The organism is Cognatishimia sp. (genome assembly GCF_049116455.1).
Taxonomy (GTDB): domain Bacteria; phylum Pseudomonadota; class Alphaproteobacteria; order Rhodobacterales; family Rhodobacteraceae; genus Cognatishimia.
This window is the reverse complement of the sequence record NZ_JAGDYW010000003.1, coordinates 544,302-566,205: the sequence shown is the minus strand read 5'-3', so window position 1 is coordinate 566,205 and position 21,904 is coordinate 544,302. Positions and strand designations below refer to the sequence as shown.

Here is a 21,904-nt window from a genome sequence, read left to right as displayed (position 1 = left end):
GGGAACTCCGGTTTGCGTCTTTAGTCGGGTTGCGATTGCTTGGATGTTAGGCGGTACCAAGGCGATCTAGCAAACCCTGTGGTACGTCTTGGTAAGGGCCCGGCGCTGCGGGATGCCCGCCGGGCCCTTGGTGAGCTTAGTCGTAGTAGCCCGCTTCTTTCATGATCGAGTCAGCGGCGCCTTGAGCAGCGGCAAGCGCATCTTCGACTGATTTTGCACCGGATAGGGCTGCAGCCATTTCCTGTGCTACCGCAGAGCCAACCTCTGGGAACTCAGGGATCGCGGCAAACTGAACACCTACATATGGTTTCAGATCTGTCGCTTCTGGTGCAGCGCTTTCGATCGCAGCCAATTCAGCGGATGCAAACCCTGCAGCGGCCTGGAATTCAGGGATCGCATAGGTGGATGCTCGTTGACCGGTTGGTACAGAGCCCCAGCCAAATTCAGGGTGATTGCCGACGGCCTTCACATAGTCCTTGGATGTCGCCCATTCGATGAAATCACCAGCAGCTTCAGCATTCGGAGAACCCGCTGGGATCGCCATCGCCCAAGCCCACAGCCAATTTGCGCCAACTGGGTTACCGGCATTTGGTGACTGAGCGTAAGCTACGCCGTCCACTTCAAGGAAGGAGGCCGCGATTGTGGCGTCAATCCACATGCCGCATTTGCCCTCGTTATAAAGCGCTAGGATTTCGTTGAAGGAGTTACCTTCAGAGCCTGGAGGGCCATAAGAACCTAGCAGATCGACATAGAAGTTGATCGCCGCATTCCATTCTGCGCTATCCAATTGTGGACGGCCTTCGGCATCAAACCATGCGCCACCGAAAGAGTTCACCACAGTTGTGATAAACGCCATGTTGTCACCCCAACCTGGCTTACCGCGCAGGCAGGCACCGTATACGCCGTTATCCGGATCGTGGATCGCAGCGGCTGCGGCTTTTACATTGTCCCAGCTGTCGTTGTCACCGATTGCAACACCGGCTGCATCAGTCAGGTCTTTGCGATACATGACCATGGAGCTTTCCCCATAGAAAGGTGCCGCATAAAGCGTGCCTTCATGAGACAGACCATTGCGCATCGCTGGCAAAATGTCGTCCACGTCGTAATCTGCAGAGAAGCTCAGTGGTTCAATCCAACCCGCTGCACCCCAAATCGGCGCTTCTTGCATGCCGATGTTGATGATGTCGTATTGGCCGCCACCTGTGGCGGTGTCTGAAGTGACCTGCTCACGCAGAACGCCTTCTTCCAGAGAAACCCAGTTCAGCTCGACACCGGTTTCGGCGGTGTAAGCTTCTGCGACTTTCTGCATGTTGATCATGTGACCGTTGTTCACGATCGCAATTGTCAAAGATTCGGCAGATACACCACCTGCTGCAAGCAGCGTCATGGCAGTGGCTGCGCGAAGTGCGCCTTTAATTAACATCCTCGTCCTCCCTAAAGTAGATGCTTGAGACAAGGCTAACGTCCAATAGGCGCTCGCGTCAATTTAAAAATTTACGCGCGTAAAGTATTTAGAATTTGCGATAAATCAGAAAGACTTAGGCTGAGGTGCGCATAATCAATTGACCATCAAACAGCACTTCATGACGCGAATCGCTGGGCTGTTCGGCTTCGATGCGCTGCACCAAAAGCGCAGCACTTTCCTTGGCGATGGCAGCATAATCCTGTGACACAGTTGTGAGGGACGGGCAGGTGTAACGCGAAAATGGGTGATCATCGTGCCCTGCGACGCGCAGATTACAGTTTTCGCCCAAACCAACCCGCAGACCAGATTCATAGGCCGCAGACAGCAAGCCAATCGCCAAGCGGTCGTTACTGCATAAGATCGTATCAGTTGGCAAATTGCGGTCCCGGACCACGCGCATACCTTCGCGAAAGCCGATCTCTTCAAATTCCCAGCCTTCGCCTTCGGCTTGGATCAAATGCGGTTCATGGCCAAGTTGCTCCATCGCGTCGATATAAGCGCTGCGACGCTTAAAGGCGTTCGGGTTGGAGGGCGATTTCATCTCAAAAAAGCTCGGCGGTTGGCCAGTGCGACATAGGTAATCAACTATTAGATCAATACTTTGCTCATTGTTTGATCCGACAAAGGCCTCTCCGATGCCATCGATATTTGCGTCAAACAACACGGTGGGAATGTCTGCGCAGAAGGCTTCTATCTTTTGATGATCAGAGGCTCGACCTAAGGGCGCAAGTAAAACACCAGCGGGCTTTAGGCTGCGTAGGTTGTCTAGGTTTGCAACTTCAATCTCTGGGTCGCCCATCGAGCCAAGCAAAACCGGGCGAAAGCCTGTCTCGATGATCTGCATCTCAATGGTACGCACGATTTTGGCAAAGAATGGATCGGCTAAATAGGGCACAACGATCCCGATATTCTTCGTCAGGCGCCGGTTTTGATTTATCGCATATAGGTTGGGTTGATAATCGTATTGCTCAAGCGCTTGTTCCACGCGCTTTCGCGTTGAGGCGCGCACACTGTCAGGGTCATTAAAGAACTTGGAAAGGGTCGGACGTGAGATGCCACTGACCCGTGCAAATTCTTCCATGTTTTTGATCTTCGTGCCTGACATTTGCGCGCCTGTATTCGTCCAATTTCTTGACCCCACCGAGGGTGTCATTCGAATTGAACCATAATTCTTTTACGCGCGGAAACAAACCCCTGCCTCAACCTCAGTCTTATTTGCCAAGGTTTTTGCGTCAAATGGACTGGCACGCGGGATTTGCAAAAAGGCGGCTGAAAATGTCGCGCTTGCGGCGGCGTTGATAGACTTAGACGCGGCAAGTTAATCGCCAGTAAGGGATTGGAGACAAAAGCAATTTAGACTTGAGGAAGTCAGCGATATTTTGTGAAGGAAAGGTGAAGCCGGGACAGACTATGCTTGGAGAACACATCGAAGAAGGTCGAGGATATCCTAGAAAATTCTTAGGTCATAAAAATAACATCACATCTGACCAGTAAGATCAGCTATGCCTCTGCTTTGACACAGCGACACCTTCCATTGCGATGCTCGATAGTTAAATGCGCCCATCCCGGCCCACAAAAGGTTAACACCAGGGGGCAAGCTCCATAACCTATACTTGTCTATAGGTCTGGCAAAATAATGAATAATTTTGCAATGGGCTGCGTTTCATAAGAACGACAGCGATGACATCAACACAATCATGAAGCCAAATTGGCCATTGAACTGAGTGGCCTCAGGCCTTCTTTAGCTTATGTGCCAGTCGCAGTTCATTGACATCATTGATGCCCAATTTATCCCGCGACGATTTCCAGATCTGCATGATCCGCGGGTAGGACAGCCCCATTTCCTCTTGGGCTTCACTGAATTTAAGTCCCTCGGCGGCCAGTTTAACCAAGGTCCTTTCACGCGGCGTGAGCGCTTCGAAATCCCAAACCTCGGCACCCGAAAGCTGATGCAAAGAGGCTGGCTGTTCAATTGTTAGCAAATAGGAATCCCGATTTTCGCCATCACTGAATTGCACTGTCTTATAGGCTTTGATGTGTACTTCGCCTTTGCTGCCTGACGCTTTAGACCGGCGCAAATGCAGCTTTTCGGATTGCTTGGTTTTGCGGATTGTCAAATCAGAGGGCAGGGCAAATTCAGATTTGTTCTGAGGTGCTAACCCAGCCTTCGCCATAAATGCATCCATCTGAACGTTTTGCGCAATCAAGTTTCCGTCATGAGAAACCATGGCAGCGGGTTCATGGATTGCAGACAGGATGATTTCCATGGAATCCGCCGCAGACTTAGCAATCTGCAGTTCGCGCCCTGTGCTCCAAACCGACTTTAAAACCGGCAAAACTTGCTTCACGCGATCCAAGACAGCTGTGACTTGATCTTCGTTTTCGGGCTCAAAATATAGGTTCAATGCTGCCCAATAGGTTTCGGTCTGACCGATCTCGCAGACCAGAGAATCGGAAATGCCCATAGGCTGCAGCCAGTGCCAAAATTCCGTCTGTTTCAACTGGTCAGTGGGCAGGTATCGAGACATGCAATAGGGAAAATACGGGTAGTTTTCTTTCTCGATGGCCGTCCAAGGATCGACCTCACCAAAGTCGCTTAGGAATGCCTCGACTTCGGCTTCGCTGAACCCAAATATCAAAGGGCTAGCAAATTCCTCAGAAACATCATCTGGGATTACGATGGATGCGTCTTTTTTATCCCGTAGACTGATGAGTGCGCGATCAGTTTTGGTGAATACGCAAAGATCCCCAAGTGCTTCATGCCACAATAAGGGATCTTGGATCGCTTTGATCAGTTTCGACGAAAGAGTATTTAGATCCATAATTCACTTGCCTCAATAGACATAACATATGCGATTGAGGTGTGAATATTGTCAACCAATTCTCTTTTAGGTTGTCAGTGTGTTTTCCCAATCCTGATGACAAGAACAATCAGGTAAACTGTTGAGATCGAACTGATTTGTTTTTCGGAATTGGTCAAATACTTCATGGATTTCCCCGTCACATGCCCCACAGTTATGTGGGATGGCGACCGGAGGGGGGAAGTCATCAAACCCGCCTAGGCTTAGAGGAATAGACCTGCGTTGTGCGTGGTCGACCAATTGCGCGATGCTCCAAAGGTATGGGGGACGGAATTCGCCTTGTGTGTACATGTCTTCCAGCGGCCCACCCGGCGGTACAAAGGCGCAGGATAGAGCAATTTGATCGACGCCCAATTCAGCAAGCTCATCGATCGATTTTTGGGCATCTGCCAGTGCGTCTGATGCCGATAATCCGGGGGCGCCTAAAAACACATAGACAAAAGTTTTGTGACCGCGGTCTTGCAAACGTTTCACAGCGGATAGAAAGCTTTTACGGCCAATAAACTTTGCCAATGGGCCATTGCGCACCTGATCTGTGGTGCTTTCCAAGCCAATCGCCACGGTCAGAGCCTTACCGCCAAGCTGCGCTTCTGCTTCCGCGAGCATGTCGTCTTGGATGAACTCTGGCCGACTTTCAATCAACAGTCCTTTTGCCGTCGGGTGGCGCGCCACTTGGTTATAGAGGTAGCTCCGCGCGGTTTTGGGGATCTCTCGATCCGTCAGAAACGATCCGCCGTTAAAACATGCCACAGTTTCCACATCCCTTGCCGCAGCAAAGGATTGATCGATCATTTCAACGTAGTCCGCATCTGAAATTTCCCAGGGATCAAAATGCGCCTCATGGCCTTCCCCCAAGACTGCCAGTCGCGTACCCGCTGGCAGGCGGCAGAATGGGCAACACGCAGCTTTTGTTCTAAGCCACGGCACACAGCCCATTCCCGGGAAAAGCTGTAACAATCGTTTCACTCTGGCTTTTAGGATTGGATCATATTTGACCTCGATATCGTAGCCATAAGTGATCCCATTTTGCGTTTGAAACATTGGGGGTTCCTCATTGTTGCAATGAGAAACACGTCGCATGACCCCTTGCAGATCACTGCAGTGCGGTCCCCGTCCCAATGAGGGCTGGTAAGATTTAAGATATTGTAAAGTAACCTTTATTTTATGTGGTCGCTCGTGGGGTTTCTACTGGGTCTGAGGCAAAAGGTGTTCGATCCCCCGCAGCAGACGTTCGTGGTCGCATAGCGCTTGCAGGCTTTGCAGGATCGCCGTTGGAACTTTGTAGAGTACGAAATACTCAAAATATGTTGTCTGATGCTCGGCCATTTCGGTGAAATAGGCGCGCCGATAGCCAAGCCTGATCTGAGCCTCGCAGATCTCGGTTGCTTCGCAAATATGGTGACAGATAATTTGATCTTCTGGTGTCAGTAGGCCCTGCGCCGTAAGAGATCGCGCCTGCGTTAGTAGGCTGTCCCAATGTTCAAAATTTATATGAATCTTCCATGCATCATGCGGTTGGTCCCTCAGAAATCGTAGACCTGCGTTAAACAAAAGTGTGCTTGCAAGGTTCTCAGCTCCTGCGGTGACTGGATGAAAGTTTGGAAGAGGGGACGGTTCACTATACAGGGGCGCAGCTAGATTTTGATTGGACATCTAAATTCCTTTTAATTCTGAAGGGGGTCATGGGTTCAATGCGACAAGCGGTAATTCGTTGGGCACCAAGCGCGCGGCCAAGATTTTCTGGCGACGGACGGCGTCAAAAAAGGCCCGTTTCCATTCCTGCGTGCCAAATGCGCGACGTTCGTAGGAAAAGAAGACATGGAAAAAGAAATGCCATGCCTTTCTGCGATCATCTGGCAGTGGGCCTTTCGGGGAAAACCATCCGTCAACCGTTGTGCGTTCTGGGATTTGATCTGATCGTTTGAGGGCGCGAAACTGACGGATCACATCCGGGCGCATACAGGCTTCTAGAAATTCGTTTGTCGTCCAGCTGCGGGCGTGGAACGGCGGCGGGTAGTTTTCTTTGCCAACCCCAAGGCCGCGCATCAAAAGGATAATTTCTTTGGGGGTCATAAGGCGGGCCTCAATAGGCACCAATATCTTTTCAGGAGAAGGGTTAAGGGTATTCATTTCAATCACTTATTGCTTTGATCTGTGAGTATGGACAGAGCCGAGACGGCATTAAAATCACGGAGCGCATGGCAAAAAAGGGCACCTAAAAACAGGAGAACATCATGATTGTTCGCACCATGTGCCCCAAGGATATCGCAGAAGTGGCTGAGGTCGAAAAAATCGCTTGGGGACCGTTGGCAGCCTCAAAAGAAACTATCGCGCAACGGTCGGCCGTTTTTGAAAAAGGCAGTATTGTTGTTATCGAAAAGGGGCAGGTCGTTGGCTATGCCGCCTCTCAATTGACGGATCATATCTCAACCAAAAGCTGGGATGCTCAGACTGATTGCGGTCAGATAGCTCAGAGCCATCGACCAGAGGGCGCGATTGCCTATGGGGTTTCCATGTCCGCGCGACCTGGGGTGTCTGGCAAAGGCGTGGCGCATCATGTGATTGATGCCTATACGAAGATGTATTTAGGGGGCGGATGCCGTGCCATGTGTGTCGGCAGCCGTGTGCCGGGCTTCGTAAAGTGGATACGTCATAACCAAGATGGAAATCTAACGGACTATGTTGTTCCGCAGACTGATGGCCGGTTTCGCGATCCCGAGCTGCGCCTTTATGCGGCCAATGGGTTCAACCTTTTATGGGATATGCCTGACTACTTTCCTGACGAGAAAAGTGCAGGGCATGGTGCAATGATGATCCGCACTCAGATGTAGTCTGTGTTTAGCGCGGCAGATTAATATCACGACGACGCCCTTCGCGCGCAGCCGGGGGCGGATCGCTTTCTTCTCGACTTAATAAAGACAGACAATCTCAACTTATGGGTGGCCAGATCGGCCGCCCTTTTTTGTCCTCCGACCCCGAGGCGGGCCTTAGGCAATTCGTCAGATTTGGGCACATTGATCTGATTTGACGATACTAGAATGCTACTATAGTAGTCGGGCAATGTAGTGAAAACATAAAGGCATGCGCGAGAGGGATGCATATGAAACCTAAAGTAGGAGCCCAAGTCGGGCCGATTAGCATTCCAAGGGTGACAGGCGGCGAACCGATCCAGATCGGCACGCATAAGGATCGCTGGACCATGTTGTTTGTTTACCGCGGTGCGCATTGTCCGCGCTGCAAGCGGTTTCTCAACAAACTCAATGCCGTATTACCCAACTGGACCGATGTGATGGATGTGGTCGTGACTTCTGCCGACACATTGGAAAAGGCTCAGGCCGACCAGGCTGAATTTGATTGGACCTTTGATCTTGGCTATGGGCTTAGTGTCGACCAGATGCGCGCACTTGGTCTTTACGTGACCGAACCGCTGTCAGAGGCAGAAACCACGGATCTGTTTGCCGAGCCGGGGGCCTTTGGCATCCGGCCAGATGGGACATTGATGCTCGTTGATATTTCCAACGGCCCGGCCGCCCGCCCAGATTTGGAAGAGCTACTGGATGGGATGATTTTCAACATCACCAACGATCGTCCAACGCGCGGTACGGCCTAATCGCCTCTATTTTTCAACCACTCAAAGTCCAGCTCTGACGGAACAAACACATGGCTGGATCCCTCAGGAGAATACAATGTCAAAACCAAAAATCGGATTTATGGGGCTAGGCCTTATGGGAGCCCCTATGTGTCAGCGTCTGCTGGATCAAGGCTATGACATGTCCGTTTTGGCCAATCGCACACGGGTGCAGATCGATGCTGCATTGGCACGCGGAGCGACAGAAGTGTCGTCAGCGCGTGAGTTGGCTGAAACCGTGGATATCGTGATGATGTGTATGGATACGTCAAATTCTGTTGAAAACCGGATGCGCGGGCCAGAAGGTGTAATCGCGGGGCTGACGCCCGGAACGATTGTCATTGATTTTGGCACTTCTTTGCCAGAATCCACTCGCGCGCTTGCCGAAGAAGTGGCCACGGCTGGGGGTGTTTATTTGGATGCGCCTTTGGGCCGGACCCCGGCACATGCTGCGGATGGCTTGCTGAATATCATGTGCGCTGGCGATCAGGCTGCCTTTGCGCAGGTTAAGCCTGTGCTGGATGATCTTGGCGAAAACGTCTTTCACCTTGGCGCATCAGGCGCGGGTCACACTGTTAAGCTGATAAACAACTTCTTTGGCATGACCACCGCCATGGCCATGGGTGAAGCCTTTGCAATGGGCGAAGCCGCAGGCGTCGCGCGGGACACGCTGTACGAGGTAATGTCTCAGGGGCCGCTGAATTCGGCGATGATGGGTCTTGTGAAAAGCTATGCCGTTGATGGCGATGCAACGCAGCTGGAGTTCGCCTTGAAGAACGCCAAGAAAGACGTTGGCTATTACACCACCATGGCGGATGCGATGGGCAATCTGACAGTCATGTCGACCGGTACCAAACAGGCACTGGGGATTGCAGTGGCGCAGGGCCATGGTGACAAGATGGTTTCGCAGGCGGTTGATATGTTTGCAGATATGTATCGCAACTGATTGCATTACACATTGAAGAAAAAGAAAACCCCGGCGTCTCTTATCGAAACGCCGGGGTCTTTTATTCGTAACGATCCGTAGGATCAGAAGTGAACTGACTTCGGACCAAGAGGCTTTTGAACCGGAGGCGCGAACTTTGTCAGATCGATGCCTTCGACAGCCACTTTGTATTCTTCCAAAGTTGGTGTGCGACCCAAGATGGCGGCTAGAACAACAACCGGTGTGGAGGCCAGCAGGGATTCACCTTTTTTCTCAGGAAGGTCAGCCACAACACGCCCTTGGAACAGACGAGTGGATGTCGCAAGAACGGTATCGCCTTTCGCGGCCTTTTCTTGGTTACCCATGCAAAGGTTACAGCCAGGACGCTCAAGATACAGGATGTTTTCGTATTCTGTCCGTGCAGCAGTCTTAGGCGCTGAATCGTCGAATTCGAAACCGGAATACTTCTGCAGAACTTCCCAGTCGCCTTCTTCCTTCAACTCGTCAACGATATTGTAGGTAGGCGCCGCAACCACCAGAGGTGCTTGGAACTCTACCTTGCCGTTGGCGGCTTCAAGGTTACGCAGCATCTGCGCCACAATCTTGATGTCGCCCTTGTGCACCATGCAGGAGCCCACAAAGCCCAGATCGACCTTCTTTTCTGCGTTGTAGTAAGAGATCGTACGGATGGTATCGTGTGTGTAACGCTTGGAAACGTCAGCGTTGTTCACGTCTGGGTCAGCGATCATTGGTTCAACGATCTGGTCCAGGTCAATCACAACTTCTGCGAAGTATTTTGCGTTCGCATCTGGTGCCAGTGCAGGCACTTCACCCGATTTGATTTCCGCAATACGCGCATCTGCGATGTCGATAAGGCGCTGCAGCATGCCATTTTCATGCTCCATGCCTTTTTCCATCATGATCTTGATACGGGACTTCGCCAGTTCCAAAGAGCCAACCAGCGTATCATCGTTGGAGATACAGACAGAAGCTTTCGCTTTCATCTCTGCAGTCCAGTCGGTGAAGGTGAAGGCTTGGTCTGCCAGAAGGGTACCAATGTGCACTTCGATCACGCGGCCTTGAAAGACGTTGTCGCCGGAGTTCTGCTGAAGCATCTGCAACTGGGTTGCGTGAACAACGTCACGGAAATCCATGTGCTCTGCCATTTTGCCCTTGAAGGTTACCTTCACAGACTCTGGGATGGGCATGGAAGATTCACCGGTTGCCAAAGCAAGCGCAACAGTGCCAGAGTCTGCACCGAAGGCCACGCCTTTGGACATACGTGTGTGGCTGTCGCCGCCGATGATGATCGCGCGGTCATCCACAGTGATGTCGTTCAGAACCTTGTGAATAACGTCGGTCATGGCGTGATATACGCCCTTCGGGTCACGGCCTGTGACCAGACCGAAATCATTCATGAACTTCATCAGACGCGGGGTGTTAGCCTGTGCCTTCAAGTCCCAAACAGAGGCTGTGTGACAACCAGACTGATATGCACCGTTGACGGAAGGGGAGACAACAGTCGCCGCCATTGCTTCAAGTTCCTGCATGGTCATCAGACCAGTCGTGTCCTGAGAACCAACGATGTTGACTTTAACACGTACGTCAGAACCCGCGTGCAGAGGCTTGTCAGTTTTCACACCAACCGCGTTGCGGTTAAAGATTTTCTCTACAGCAGTCAGGCCCTGACCTTCGTTGTGAATTTCTTTGGATGGCGCAAAGACGGGCTTCAGATCAACGCCCAGTGCTTCGGATGCAAAGGCTTGCAGCTTCTTACCAAAGACAATGGCGTAAGAACCGCCCGCTTTGATGAACTCCATCTTCTGCGGTGTGAAGGAGCTGTCGACGCCAACAAGTTCTTTGTCGCCATCTTCGTTATAAAGCTTCTTCTCTTTGGTATTGATCTTCATCACGGTGCCGGTTTTGACAGAGTATTTCTCTTCCAAAACTGGGTTGCCGTCGTTGTTCATGATGACATTGCCGTCTTCGTCGGTTTTCTTGACCCAGTTTTTCAGGTCGATGCCGATGCCGCCTGTCACGCCAACGGTTGTCAGGAAGATCGGAGAAATGCCGTTGGTACCTGCAACGATAGGCGCGTAGTTCACAAACGGAACGTATTTCGATGCTTGCTTACCAGTCCACAGGGCCACGTTGTTGATGCCGGACATCCGAGAGGAGCCAACACCCATGGTGCCCTTTTCAGCAATCAGCATAACGCGCGCATCAGGGTGTTTTAGCTTCAGCGCTTGAATTTCTTCCTGCGCTTTTTCAGAGATCATGCATTTGCCGTGCAGTTCACGGTCCGCACGAGAGTGCGCTTGGTTACCTGGTGACAGAAGGTCGGTCGAGATATCGCCTTCACCTGCAACATAGGTGACAACTTTGATCTCTTCTTCGATCTTAGGTAGCTTGGTGAAGAATTCGGCTGCAGCGTAGCTTTCCAGAACGTCTTTCGCGATCGCGCTTCCGGCGTCCAGCGCATCCTTCAGGCGCGCCATGTCGGCGTCATAGAGGAAGAACTGTGTTTTCAGAACGTCAGCGGCGTCCTTTGCAATCACGTCGTTGTCGCCCAGAGCAAGGTCGAGCAGAACGTCGATAGATGGGCCACCCTTCATGTGAGACAGCAGTTCGAAAGCAAATGCAGGTGTGATTTCTTCAACACCTTGGTTGCCCAGAATGATCTCTTTCAGGAAGGCTGCTTTCACGCCTGCAGCGCTCGTGGTGCCAGGCAGTGTGTTGTAGATAAAGAAATTCAGGGAGGCATCACGGTGTTCGCTGCCGGTGTCTTTGATCTGTTCGATCAATTCGGCAACCAGATCGCCGTTATCAATAGGTTTTGGGCTCAGACCCTCGCCTTTGCGGGTTTCGATTTCGGTTAGGTAATCTGCATATAAGCTCATGATAATCCCGACGCCTTCTATGTTTCCTGTTGCTTGCAGCCAGCGCGCAGAATCGACGGCACACCAGTCAAGCTAGCTCAGCGCTGATATAGTTCAGCATACAATTGTATGCAAGTGTGTTTGGCCAGATAATTAAGGCCTTCATGCACCAATCCAACTTGCAGATCGTGCGCGCAAAACACGACCCAAGAAGGTGATTTGCGCTTGGTTAGCACATTTTAGGCGCTCAAACCAACGCACAGCGTCACAGACAAATGCGTTCCCGCCATCCCGGTTTTTCTTTCGCAAATGTGTAATTGAAACCCACTTGTCTTAATTTGTAAAAATTGGTAAGTATGAGTCACGAAGTTGTATTGCGGCTTTCTGGGGGAGGGATCAGCCCTTCGCCCCCATTGACCGCGTCCGGGAGGGGCTCGCGCGAAGTGCTTGCAGCACTTCATAGAGGTACAGCGATCTATGATGGATCTGAGGAGGGTCGTTTGGAAGAGAGCAGTAAACACGGTGTAATGTGCTGTTTTTTAACAGTAAATGCGCGTGCTTTCATTGAGGTCACGACGCAGTCGATGCACAGAATGTGCGCGACGGTTTTGCCGTTTAACTCTTGCTCACAGCACGGGTGGCACTGGATGTCTTTGCAGCCCGTCGTTGTTTCAAACGAAATTTGTAAGCCCACACCGAATCTGGGCAAACAAATCCGAACCGATTCCATTCCGCTTACTCAGCGCGCCGCGCCGTTCCCAACTTACGGAACCGCGCCCCAATTCATCCAATCACGGAGGTAAGCGCGAAATGACCTCTGATGATCAATCCATTTCCCCGGAAACGAAAGGAAACTCGATGTCCGAACACCCCCTAAAGCCAGCCACACGCGCGCAGCTGGAAAAGGTATCGGTCGCTACGTTGGCAACTGCGCTTTACAAGCGCGGCCTGCGGAGCCAGGTGATCCAAAACGTACATCCTTTGTCACAAAAGGGCCGTAACATGGTCGGTCCTGCCTTCACGCTGCGCTATATGCCGGCACGTGAAGATCGCAACCAACTGGTCGAATTCCGTAACCCAAAGCATCCTCAGCGGGTCGCCGTTGAAGAATGCCCACAGGGTCATGTGATGGTCATGGACAGTCGCAAATGCGCCAATTCGGCGTCAGCCGGTGATATTCTCGTCAGCCGTCTAATGATGCGGGGCGTTGCAGGGGTGGTCACGGATGGTGGCTTTCGCGATGCGATGAACATCGCACAGCTCGACATTCCAGCTTACCATCAGCGCCCGTCCAGCCCGACCAATCTGACCTCCAATGAGGCCATTGAGATCAACGTGCCAATTGGCTGTGGCGATGCACCGGTCTTCCCTGGCGATATCTTGGTGGGTGATGATGACAGCATCATCGTCATCCCCGCGCATTTGGCCGATGAAGTTGCCGAAGAAGCCACGCAGATGACGGCCTATGAGGATTTCGTGCTGTCCCGCGTTGCAGCTGGCGCCAGCATCATCGGTCTTTATCCGGCCACGGATGAAAAGAACCTCATTGCTTTCGAAGCTTGGCTGTCTCAGCAGAACGCCAAAGTCCCCGCTGAATAAGCGCTACTGAACATCGAGTTAAAGAGAACGACATGACATTCACACCTCATGGCAAACACCTGATCGCAGGAGAATGGGTCGCGGGCGAAGCACAGTTTGCAACCTCCCCGGTGCATGGCCCGTCACATCAATTTTCAGTCGGCACCCCGGCTTTGGTGGATGCAGCCTGCGAAGCCGCCGAAGGGGCGTTTTGGTCCTATGGCTATTCCTCCCGCGAAGAGCGCGCCGCATTTCTGAACACAATTGCAGATGAAATCGACGCGCGTGGCGATCAGGTGACTGAAATCGGCACACAGGAAACAGGGCTGCCAGAGGCGCGTCTGCAGGGCGAACGCGGCCGCACGGTTGGCCAGCTGCGCCTGTTCGCGAGCCACATTTTAGCAGGGGATTATCTGGACCTGCGCCATGACCCCGCACTGCCGGATCGCGCGCCGTTACCGCGCCCTGACCTGCGTTTGATCCAACGGCCGATTGGTCCTGTGGCTGTTTTCGGGGCGTCCAACTTCCCCTTGGCGTTCTCAACCGCTGGCGGCGATACGGCCTCAGCTTTAGCGGCAGGCTGTCCCGTCGTGGTCAAAGGCCACAGTGCGCATCCGGGCACAGGCGAGATCATCGCCGAAGCCATCGCAGCGGCCATCGAAAAATGCGGGGTACACCCGGGTGTTTTCTCATTGATTCAAGGCGGTAAACGCGATGTGGGTACAGCCTTGGTGCAGCACCCGCTGATCAATGCCGTTGGTTTCACGGGGTCGCTGGGCGGCGGACGAGCACTCTTTGATCTTTGCGCGCAGCGCGATTTGCCAATTCCTTTCTTCGGAGAGCTCGGCTCCACCAACCCAATGTTCTTATTGCCCAATGCTTTGGCGGAACGCGGTGCTGATATCGGGACCGGCTGGGCCGCATCTTTGACCATGGGGGCAGGGCAGTTCTGCACCAATCCTGGTGTTGCGGTTGTGATCGATGGTCCTGATGCCGACGCTTTTGTGGCCTGTGCCGTTGAAGGGCTGCAGCAGGTGGCCAGCCAGACCATGCTGACTAATGGTATTGCCGAGGCTTTCCGTTCGGGCCGGGACCGTATTGCAGCGGCTTCCGGTGTTTCTGAAGCCTTTGGCACCACTTGTGCCGCGCGTCAGGCCAGCCCGGTGTTGTTTGAAACCACTGGTTCAGAGTGGATGAACAATCATGACCTCAAGGAAGAAGTCTTTGGCCCGTTGGGCGTGGTTGTGCGCGTGAAAGACCTTGTCGAAATGCGCGATCTGGCGCGCGGCCTTGAAGGTCAGCTGACCTGTACGTTGCATATGGATGAGGCGGATACAGTGATTGCGCAGTCTTTGATGCCAGTGCTGGAACGCAAAGCAGGTCGTATTTTGGCCAATGGCTTCCCGACCGGTGTCGAGGTGTCTGACACCATGGTGCATGGCGGCCCATACCCTGCTTCTACAAACTTTGGTGCAACGTCTGTGGGTACGATGGCGATCCGCCGCTTCTTGCGCCCGGTCTGTTTGCAAAGCCTACCAGAGGCCTTGCTGCCAGAGGATTTCAAAGCAGATTTCACAGCGTCCCCATAACGTCTGTGAATTCAAAGGGGCGGTTGCCGCGGATCAGGGACATTCAGCTTAGGTATTCCTCCCCAAGCCGATACTCTCCGTTCTCTGATCCGCACGATACGGGTGGCCGCCCCCTCTAAATAAAACGGCCCGCAAAAATGCGGGCCGTTTTTGAGTCTTTTGTGAGATTCAAAGCGCGACGGGTTGCCCGCTGGCCTGCGATTGCGACGCGGCATCCGCCAGAACCTGCGCTCTGAGCCCGTCGTGAATATTGGGCGAAATCGCAGCTTTACCCTGCACGCCTTCAATAAAGTGCAACATCTCAGCACGATACGCGGCTTCATAGCGTTCTAAGAAGAAATGCTGGGCAGGGGCCTTGTTAAAACCTGATGCCGTCGCTTGCTCGACCGTGGTTTCCAATTGATTGTCTGCCCGCAACATGCCGCCTGAGCCATGCACTTCAATGCGCTGGTCATAGCCATATGTCGCGCGACGTGAGCATGAGATCTGGCAGATCTTACCGCTGTCGGTGGTTAGGATCACGGCGGCTGTGTCCACATCACCGGCCTCACCGATCTCTGGATCCACCAATGACGAGCCGCGCGCAAAGATGCTTGTGGGCTCTTCTCCCAGCAGAAAACGCGCCATGTCCAAATCATGGATCATCATATCCCGGAACAGCCCGCCCGAGCTTTTGATATAACTGATCGGCGGCGGGGAGGGGTCACGGCTCTGGATTGTCACCAGCTCTACATCGCCAATCGCACCATTAGCAATTTGGGCCTGTAGATGGGCGAAATTGGGATCAAAGCGACGGTTGAAGGCTGTCAGAAAAGGCACGCCTGCCTCCTCAACAACTTTGATACAGTCGCGAATGCGGTCAGCAGACATATCCACTGGTTTTTCGCAGAAGATCGCTTTGCCCGCTTTGGCCGCCGCGTGGATCTGATCGTAATGCGTATCCGTCGGCGTGCCGATCACCACCGCATCCACCGCGTCGTTGGCGATCAGTTCGTCGGTGTCCATCACGGCAGCACCGGTCTTGGCGGCAAGGGCCTCGGCGGGTTCCGAAAAAGCATCCGCCACCGCAGAAACCCGCGCATTATCAATGCCAAAGATCGAGCGCGCATGTACGACACCAATCCGGCCACATCCTAAAAGTCCAATGTTCAGCATGGGTTACGCTCCCTTAAAAGCCTGCAATACGGTCCGCGTGGCGGCAACCACCGGATCGTGGGTTTCTTTCAGAATGCTGACGCGATCAAAGCGATCCGGGTCTGCGTTCACCGCCTGACGCAGCGCATTGCCAAAAGCCATGCGCAGTTCCGTCCCGATGTTAAACTTACAAACTGCAGAGCTGCGCGCCAGATGTGTGCGTTGTGCCATCGGCACGCCAGAGCCACCATGAATGACCAAAGGCACATCTGTCACGGCTTCGATGGCCCGAATGCGTGGCTCATCCAGCCCCGCGCCATCCTTATCCTGCTGCAAATGCACGTTGCCAACAGAAATCGCCATGGCATCAACACCCGTGTCTCGCGCAAACTGCGCGGCTTCATCAGGATCGGTGCCCGCAGATTGCTCACCACCGGAATAGCCCACAAACCCGATCTCACCTTCGCAAGACACACCGGCCGCATGGGCCATTTCGGCAATCGCCGCGGTCTCATCGATGTTCTGCTGCAACGGCTTACGAGAGCCATCATACATGATCGAGGTAAACCCGCTGTCGAGTGCAATCTTGCACTCTTCCAATGTGTATCCGTGATCCAAATGCGCAACGACAGGCACCGAGGCATTTTCCGCCAGATACCGGAACGTCTTCCCTAGAATGGGCAAAGGCGTGTGTTCGCGACAGCCGGGCCCCGCCTGCAAGATCACAGCAACACCTTCAGCCTCAGCCGCCGCCACATAGGCGCGGGTTTCTTCCCAACCAAGAGTGACCAATCCAGCCACCGCGTAGTTGTTTTTCAATGCGGGTTGCAGGATTTCTGCAAGTGTCACCAAGCTCATTTGAACTTTGCCACCATATCCATGATCCCCGGGATCGTGTGCAGCTGCGCTTCATGGGTTGGTTGGAAATATTGCTTCAGGCTGCGCTGGCTGAGGCCACCCAAAATGGTGAAGTAATACATCTGATACCCCGGCAGCACCGCGCAGGGGTGATAGCCCTTGTCGATGCAAATCGTGGAGCCATCCATGATGTGATAAGCATCGCCCGGTTCATTGTCTTCACGCTGCAACATCTGCATGCCAGAACCATAGTTCGGCTTGAACCGGAAATTATACGTCTCGTCATGGCGGCTTTCGATCATCTCGCCATTGTCGTCCCAACGGTCGGTGTCATGCTTGTGGCTTGGGAAACCAGACCAGCCGCCTTCGCCCACGGTAAAGAGTTCGCTCACCAGCAGGCGACCCACCTTGTCATGATACTTTGTACCAAGGATGTGTTTGATTTTCCGGTGGGTTTTGGTGTCGTCCGATCCGTATTGCACCAGATCAATTTCTGCCTCGCGCACGTCAAAAGGTTCCAAAACCTTGTCGTATTTCGCCCCGGCGATAAAAACTTCGGTCGCCTCAGAGACGCAGGTAAAGCGGGTTTTGGCACCAACCGGGACATAAACGCCCTCTGGCTCACCACCCCAGACATCTTCGACGCGATTGCCAAGGGCAGGGTAGGATGCGCCCTCAACTTCGACGTTCACAGTACCCGTCGCTGGGACGATGCAGGTTTCATAACCCGGCACGGCGTAGTCAAAGCTCTCACCCTTTTTCAGCTTCACGATATTGAAATAGTTCAGCGGAACCAGCGAGTCTTCGGCGTCGACAATAGGTTTGTTCTGGTTGTCATGTGGCGCGATATGCATGGTCAGCGGGTCCTTTATGGTGCTGTTGGGCCAGCGTGGCTGGCCAGAAAGTCTTCGAGTTGGGGTGTGGTTGGCATGGAAGGCGCGCAGCCCGCTTTGCTGACCACAATTGACGCACAGGCAGAGCCGCGCAAAATGGCCTCTTTCAGATCGCGTCCCTCAGCGATCCCGGCGAGAAGCCCGGCCATGAAACTGTCACCTGCACCGTTGGGTTTAACGGCGGTCACGGGGTAAATCCCGGTGCGGATTTCTTGACCTTCAAAAAAGGTGACAGCACCTTCATGGCCCATTTTGTAGATGATGAAGCGCCCGTCTTGCGAAAGCTCCTTCGCCATGGCGAGGCCCTTGTTGATGCCGCCAGCCATAAAGCCGAACTCTTCGTCATTGCCGACGATCATGTCACTGGCTTCCCCGGCGCGGGTCAGCACATCGGCGGCCACTTGAGGCGAAGGCCAAGAATAGGGCCGGTAATCGATGTCAAAGATCACCGGCAGGCCTGCCGCTTTGGCGTTTTCAAAGGCTTTAAAGGTTGCCTCTCGGGAAGGCTGCCCGGCAAAGACAGTGCCTGCCGTGATCAGGGCAGAAAAGCGAGAATAGTCAACGCGATCAACGTCTTCTTCGGTCACTTGGAAATCAGCAGCCCCATTGCGGTAGATCACATTCTGAAAGTCTTCGATGCAGCTTTCATAGATCGCTAGCGAGGTCCGTGCCTCGCCGCCTTCGGGCCGCACATAGGTTGTGTCGACCCCGTAGTGTTTCAGCCGGTTGGTCGCAAACCGTCCAACAGCGTCATCTGAAACAGAGGTCACCAAAGCCGCCTCGCAGCCCAATTTGACCAGACCGGCACAGATATTGGCGGAGGACCCGCCCAGATCGGCACGGAACACCTCGGCGTGTTCCGATTTCGTGCCCACTGGGTCGGCAAACATATCCATGCCAGCCCGGCCAAAGACCACAAACTTTCGGGCCTTGATGGCTTCGATCAGGTCGCTCATTTAAACGCCCTTCCGCTGCTTGCTGCGGGAGGATTCCCAATCAATATGCGCGTCGCGCACGCGGTCGCTATCTGTGATATGCGGCGTGCCAACCTCCCACCATGTGTGGCCTTCGGTGGTCCAGCCTTCATAGGGGTCAACCTTCATCACAATCACATGGCTGCGGTCGCTGGCTTTGGCGCGTTTGAACGCTTCGCCGAGTTCCGCGGGGTTTGAAACCGTTTCAGCAATGGCCCCTTGCGACGCAGCATGGGCTTCGAAATCCACACCAAAGGCTTTGGGGATTGTCGGGCAATCCGCGAGGAGGTTGTTAAAGCTTTCATTACCAGTGTTGTTTTGCAGCTTGTTGATCACAGCAAAGCCGCCATTATCCAGCACCAGCACAATCAGTTTCTTCTGGCTCAGCACGGACGAATAGAGATCCGAGTTCATCAGCATGTAAGAGCCGTCGCCAATAAAGACGATGGTGTCCTGATCCGGCTCGCGTTCGGCCTGCGCAATACGCGCGCCCCAAGCACCGGAAATCTCGTAGCCCATGCAAGAGAAGCCAAATTCCACATCCACGGTGCCAATATCCAAGGTGCGCCAGTTGGCGGTGACTTCGGCGGGCAGACCACCCGCGGCGGCCACCACACGGTCGCGCGGATCACAAAGCTCGTTCACCACACCAATCGCTTGCGCGTAGGAGTTCGGTCGGTTCCCATGGGCGACATTCTCTGCCACATAGGCATCCCATTTCACACGCTCCGCTTTGGCGAAATCTGTCCAATTTTGTGGGGCCGTATATTCGAGTGCAGCATCCAGCGCCTTTAGGCTGCGTTCTGCGTCGCCAACCACGGGTAGAGAGCGGTGTTTGCCGGCATCATGCCGCGCTGCGTTGACGGAGATCAGCTGCGCATCCTGAGCAAAGGCCGTCCACGACCCGGTGGTGAAATCTTGCAACCGAGTACCAACGGCGACAATCACATCAGCTTTTCCTGCCGTATTGTTCGCACTGTTAGAACCTGTCACGCCCAGCGGGCCGATGTTTAGATCGTGTGTGGCCAACATATTGGCCCGGCCCGCGATGGTTTCGACCACGGGTATTTGGTGTTTCTCTGCAAAAGCGGTCAGTTCATCGACCGCTCCCGAATATTGCACGCCACCACCTGCGATGATCATTGGGCGTTCTGCTTTGGCAAGCGCAGCTACAGCATCGGCAATTTCCGCTTCATCTGGTGAAATGCGGCGAATGCGATGCACTTTCTTTTCAAAGAAAACGGCTGGGTAATCATAGGTCCAACCTTGCACATCCTGCGGCAGCCCTAGGAAGGCAGGGCCACAGTCTGCTGGATCGATCAAAGTCGCCAAGGCAGCGGGCAGGGATTGGATGATCTGTGCGGGATGCGTGATGCGGTCCCAATAGCGCACAACCGGTTTAAAGGCGTCGTTCACGCCAAAAGTCGGGTCGTTGAAATTCTCCATCTGCTGCAACACAGGGTCGGGCAGGCGGGTCAGGAAAGCATCGCCACACAAAAGCAACATCGGCAGGCGGTTGGCATGAGCCAAAGCAGCTGATGTGATCAGGTTGGACGTGCCTGGGCCTGCAGAAGCCGTGCAGAACATAAATCGCTGGCGCAGCCACTGTTTGCCATAGCCCGCCGCAGCGAATCCCATGCCCTGTTCGTTTTGACCACGATAGAGCGGAAGTTCCTCGCGATGGTTATAAAGCGCTTCCCCAAGGCAGGTCACATTGCCATGGCCGAAAATGCCAAACCCACCGCCACAGACGCGCATTTCCTGCCCGTCGATTTCGATGAATTGATTGGAAAGCCAACGAATGATGGCCTGTGCTGTAGTCAGCTGTATTGTGTCAGTTGCTGTCGTCATCTCAGTCTTATTAGGTCGGGCGACCTTCTCCAAAAATTCAGCGTCATGCCGAATGGGGATTGCGAGTTTTCGAATCCCACGATACAGTTTTTGCAACCGGTTGCAAACTGGTTTTCAAAAATCGACAACCAAGTTCTAGAGGGAGGGGCCTCGTGACTGAGATTGGCATTGGCATCCTGGGTGGTGGCTATATGGGGAAGGCGCATTCGGTTGCGATGGCCTCGGTAGGCGCTGTGTTCAACACGGCCATAAGGCCGCGCCTGGAAATGATCTGCGCATCATCACCTGAAAGCGCAGAGCGCTACCGCGTGGCCTATGGGTTTTCCCGTGCCACGCACGATTGGCAGGCGCTGGTGAATGATCCCGCCGTTGAGGCGATTGTGATCGCCACACCGCAGGAAACTCATAAGGAAATTGCCGAGGCAGCGTTCGCTTTGGGCAAGCCGGTTTTCTGCGAAAAACCCTTAGGTGCTTCGATTTCCGAGAGTGCAGCCATGGTCGCAGCCGCGGAAAAAGCGGGCGTCGTGAATATGACGGGGTTTAATTATATTCGCACCCCAGCGAGCCAGTTTGCCCGCAAATTAATCGCAGATGGCGCCATCGGGGATGTGACTTGGTTTCGGGGTGAACATACCGAAGATTTCATGGCCGATCCGCAGTCTCCAGCCACGTGGCGTACGACGGGCATGGCCAATGGCACCATGGGTGATCTGGCTCCGCATATGATCAATGCCGCATTGGCTTTGCTGGGCTCGATTGATCAGGTCATGGCCGATGTGGAAACCGTACATAAAACCCGCCCGGGTGGTGACGTTACCAATGATGATCACGCCCAAATGATGTGTCGTTTTGCAAACGGTGTCATGGGGCATATGTACTTCAGCCGAGTCGCCACAGGGCGAAAAATGGGCTACGCCTATGAGGTCACAGGCACCAAAGGTGCGATCCGATTTGATCAGGAAGACCAGAACGCGATCTGGTTCTATTCCATGGACGAACCCGAAGCCACACGCGGCTTTCGCAAAATTCTGACAGGCCCTGCGCATCCCGATTACGAACCCTTCTGTCAGGGCCCGGGCCACGGCACAGGCTATCAGGACCAGATCATCATTGAGGCGAAGGACTTCTTAGAAGCTATCGCCACAAAAACCAACACATGGCCAACCTTCAAAGATGGCCACGACGTAAATCGTATTGTCGCTGCGGCGCTTGCCAGCTCGGACGCTAAGTCCTGGCAAGACGTCAACGCATTCTGACCTTCGGAAAGGA

Annotated in this window: 18 protein-coding genes; 6 read left to right on the top strand and 12 right to left on the bottom strand. The window is 53.6% G+C overall.

All coding sequences use genetic code 11. The annotated features are described in order from the left end of the window. Nucleotides 1–136: 136 nt before the first annotated feature. From JXQ85_RS07730 to JXQ85_RS07705, 6 genes are all read right to left on the bottom strand, one after another. Complete coding sequence (locus tag JXQ85_RS07730) at nt 137–1,387, bottom strand: ABC transporter substrate-binding protein (protein ID WP_421749039.1); 1,251 nt, start codon at nt 1,385–1,387, stop codon at nt 137–139. Between the two features lie 151 nt (nt 1,388–1,538). Next, nucleotides 1,539–2,570: a LacI family DNA-binding transcriptional regulator gene (locus JXQ85_RS07725; protein ID WP_421748313.1), complete on the bottom strand. Its 1,032-nt coding sequence runs from the start codon at nt 2,568–2,570 to the stop codon at nt 1,539–1,541. Nucleotides 2,571–3,195: 625 nt separating this feature from the next. Continuing rightward, nucleotides 3,196–4,287: a helix-turn-helix transcriptional regulator gene (locus tag JXQ85_RS07720; RefSeq protein WP_421748312.1), complete on the bottom strand. Its 1,092-nt coding sequence runs from the start codon at nt 4,285–4,287 to the stop codon at nt 3,196–3,198. A 66-nt stretch (nt 4,288–4,353) separates the two neighbouring features. After that, a complete protein-coding gene (locus JXQ85_RS07715; protein WP_421748311.1) occupies nt 4,354–5,367 on the bottom strand; it encodes a hypothetical protein in 1,014 nt (337 codons plus the stop codon). A 144-nt stretch (nt 5,368–5,511) separates the two neighbouring features. Beyond that, the gene (locus JXQ85_RS07710; RefSeq protein WP_421748310.1) at nt 5,512–5,979 is read right to left on the bottom strand and encodes a hypothetical protein; all 468 of its coding nucleotides are present in this window, start codon (nt 5,977–5,979) and stop codon (nt 5,512–5,514) included. A 27-nt stretch (nt 5,980–6,006) separates the two neighbouring features. Next, entirely contained in the window at nt 6,007–6,399 is a 393-nt protein-coding gene (locus JXQ85_RS07705) for a hypothetical protein (RefSeq protein WP_421748309.1), read from the bottom strand. A gap of 161 nt (nt 6,400–6,560) precedes the next feature. On the opposite strand from JXQ85_RS07705, the gene JXQ85_RS07700 reads away from it, so the two are divergent. The 3 genes from JXQ85_RS07700 to JXQ85_RS07690 all read left to right on the top strand — a co-directional run bounded on the left by JXQ85_RS07700 (nt 6,561) and on the right by JXQ85_RS07690 (nt 8,900). After that, the gene (locus tag JXQ85_RS07700) at nt 6,561–7,157 is read left to right on the top strand and encodes a hypothetical protein (RefSeq protein WP_421748308.1); all 597 of its coding nucleotides are present in this window, start codon (nt 6,561–6,563) and stop codon (nt 7,155–7,157) included. A gap of 269 nt (nt 7,158–7,426) precedes the next feature. Further along, the gene (locus JXQ85_RS07695; RefSeq protein WP_421748307.1) at nt 7,427–7,936 is read left to right on the top strand and encodes a redoxin domain-containing protein; all 510 of its coding nucleotides are present in this window, start codon (nt 7,427–7,429) and stop codon (nt 7,934–7,936) included. A 76-nt stretch (nt 7,937–8,012) separates the two neighbouring features. Beyond that, nucleotides 8,013–8,900, top strand: a complete 888-nt coding sequence (locus JXQ85_RS07690; protein ID WP_421748306.1) for an NAD(P)-dependent oxidoreductase — start codon at nt 8,013–8,015, stop codon at nt 8,898–8,900. Nucleotides 8,901–8,983: 83 nt separating this feature from the next. Here JXQ85_RS07690 and JXQ85_RS07685 read toward each other — a convergent pair whose 3' ends face one another. Then, nucleotides 8,984–11,779 carry a bifunctional aconitate hydratase 2/2-methylisocitrate dehydratase gene (locus tag JXQ85_RS07685; RefSeq protein WP_421748305.1) on the bottom strand — a complete coding sequence of 932 codons (2,796 nt, stop codon included), beginning with the start codon at nt 11,777–11,779 and terminating at the stop codon, nt 8,984–8,986. A gap of 837 nt (nt 11,780–12,616) precedes the next feature. Between JXQ85_RS07685 and JXQ85_RS07680 the strand changes: the two genes are divergently transcribed. Further along, on the top strand, nt 12,617–13,357 hold the full coding sequence (locus JXQ85_RS07680) for a ribonuclease activity regulator RraA (RefSeq protein ID WP_421748304.1): 741 nt from the start codon (nt 12,617–12,619) through the stop codon (nt 13,355–13,357). A gap of 32 nt (nt 13,358–13,389) precedes the next feature. Then, nucleotides 13,390–14,925 carry an aldehyde dehydrogenase (NADP(+)) gene (locus tag JXQ85_RS07675; RefSeq protein WP_421748303.1) on the top strand — a complete coding sequence of 512 codons (1,536 nt, stop codon included), beginning with the start codon at nt 13,390–13,392 and terminating at the stop codon, nt 14,923–14,925. Between the two features lie 168 nt (nt 14,926–15,093). Here the strand turns inward: JXQ85_RS07675 and iolG are convergent, their stop codons facing one another. From iolG to iolD, 5 genes are read right to left on the bottom strand one after another with little or no spacing between them, the layout of a single operon-like run. Beyond that, nucleotides 15,094–16,080 (bottom strand): inositol 2-dehydrogenase, encoded by a 987-nt coding sequence (iolG, locus tag JXQ85_RS07670; RefSeq protein WP_421748302.1) that lies wholly within the window; start codon nt 16,078–16,080, stop codon nt 15,094–15,096. A gap of 3 nt (nt 16,081–16,083) precedes the next feature. Continuing rightward, a complete protein-coding gene (locus JXQ85_RS07665) occupies nt 16,084–16,917 on the bottom strand; it encodes a class II fructose-bisphosphate aldolase (protein ID WP_421748301.1) in 834 nt (277 codons plus the stop codon). Beyond that, the gene (locus JXQ85_RS07660) at nt 16,914–17,771 is read right to left on the bottom strand and encodes a 5-deoxy-glucuronate isomerase (RefSeq protein ID WP_421748299.1); all 858 of its coding nucleotides are present in this window, start codon (nt 17,769–17,771) and stop codon (nt 16,914–16,916) included. The genes JXQ85_RS07665 and JXQ85_RS07660 overlap by 4 nt, the downstream gene beginning before the upstream one ends. Before the next feature lie 14 nt (nt 17,772–17,785). Continuing rightward, nucleotides 17,786–18,766 (bottom strand): 5-dehydro-2-deoxygluconokinase, encoded by a 981-nt coding sequence (gene iolC, locus JXQ85_RS07655; RefSeq protein WP_421748297.1) that lies wholly within the window; start codon nt 18,764–18,766, stop codon nt 17,786–17,788. Continuing rightward, complete coding sequence (gene iolD, locus JXQ85_RS07650) at nt 18,767–20,635, bottom strand: 3D-(3,5/4)-trihydroxycyclohexane-1,2-dione acylhydrolase (decyclizing) (protein ID WP_421748296.1); 1,869 nt, start codon at nt 20,633–20,635, stop codon at nt 18,767–18,769. A 152-nt stretch (nt 20,636–20,787) separates the two neighbouring features. Between iolD and JXQ85_RS07645 the strand changes: the two genes are divergently transcribed. Then, nucleotides 20,788–21,891 (top strand): Gfo/Idh/MocA family protein, encoded by a 1,104-nt coding sequence (locus JXQ85_RS07645; protein ID WP_421748295.1) that lies wholly within the window; start codon nt 20,788–20,790, stop codon nt 21,889–21,891. The last annotated feature ends 13 nt before the right edge of the window (nt 21,892–21,904 follow it).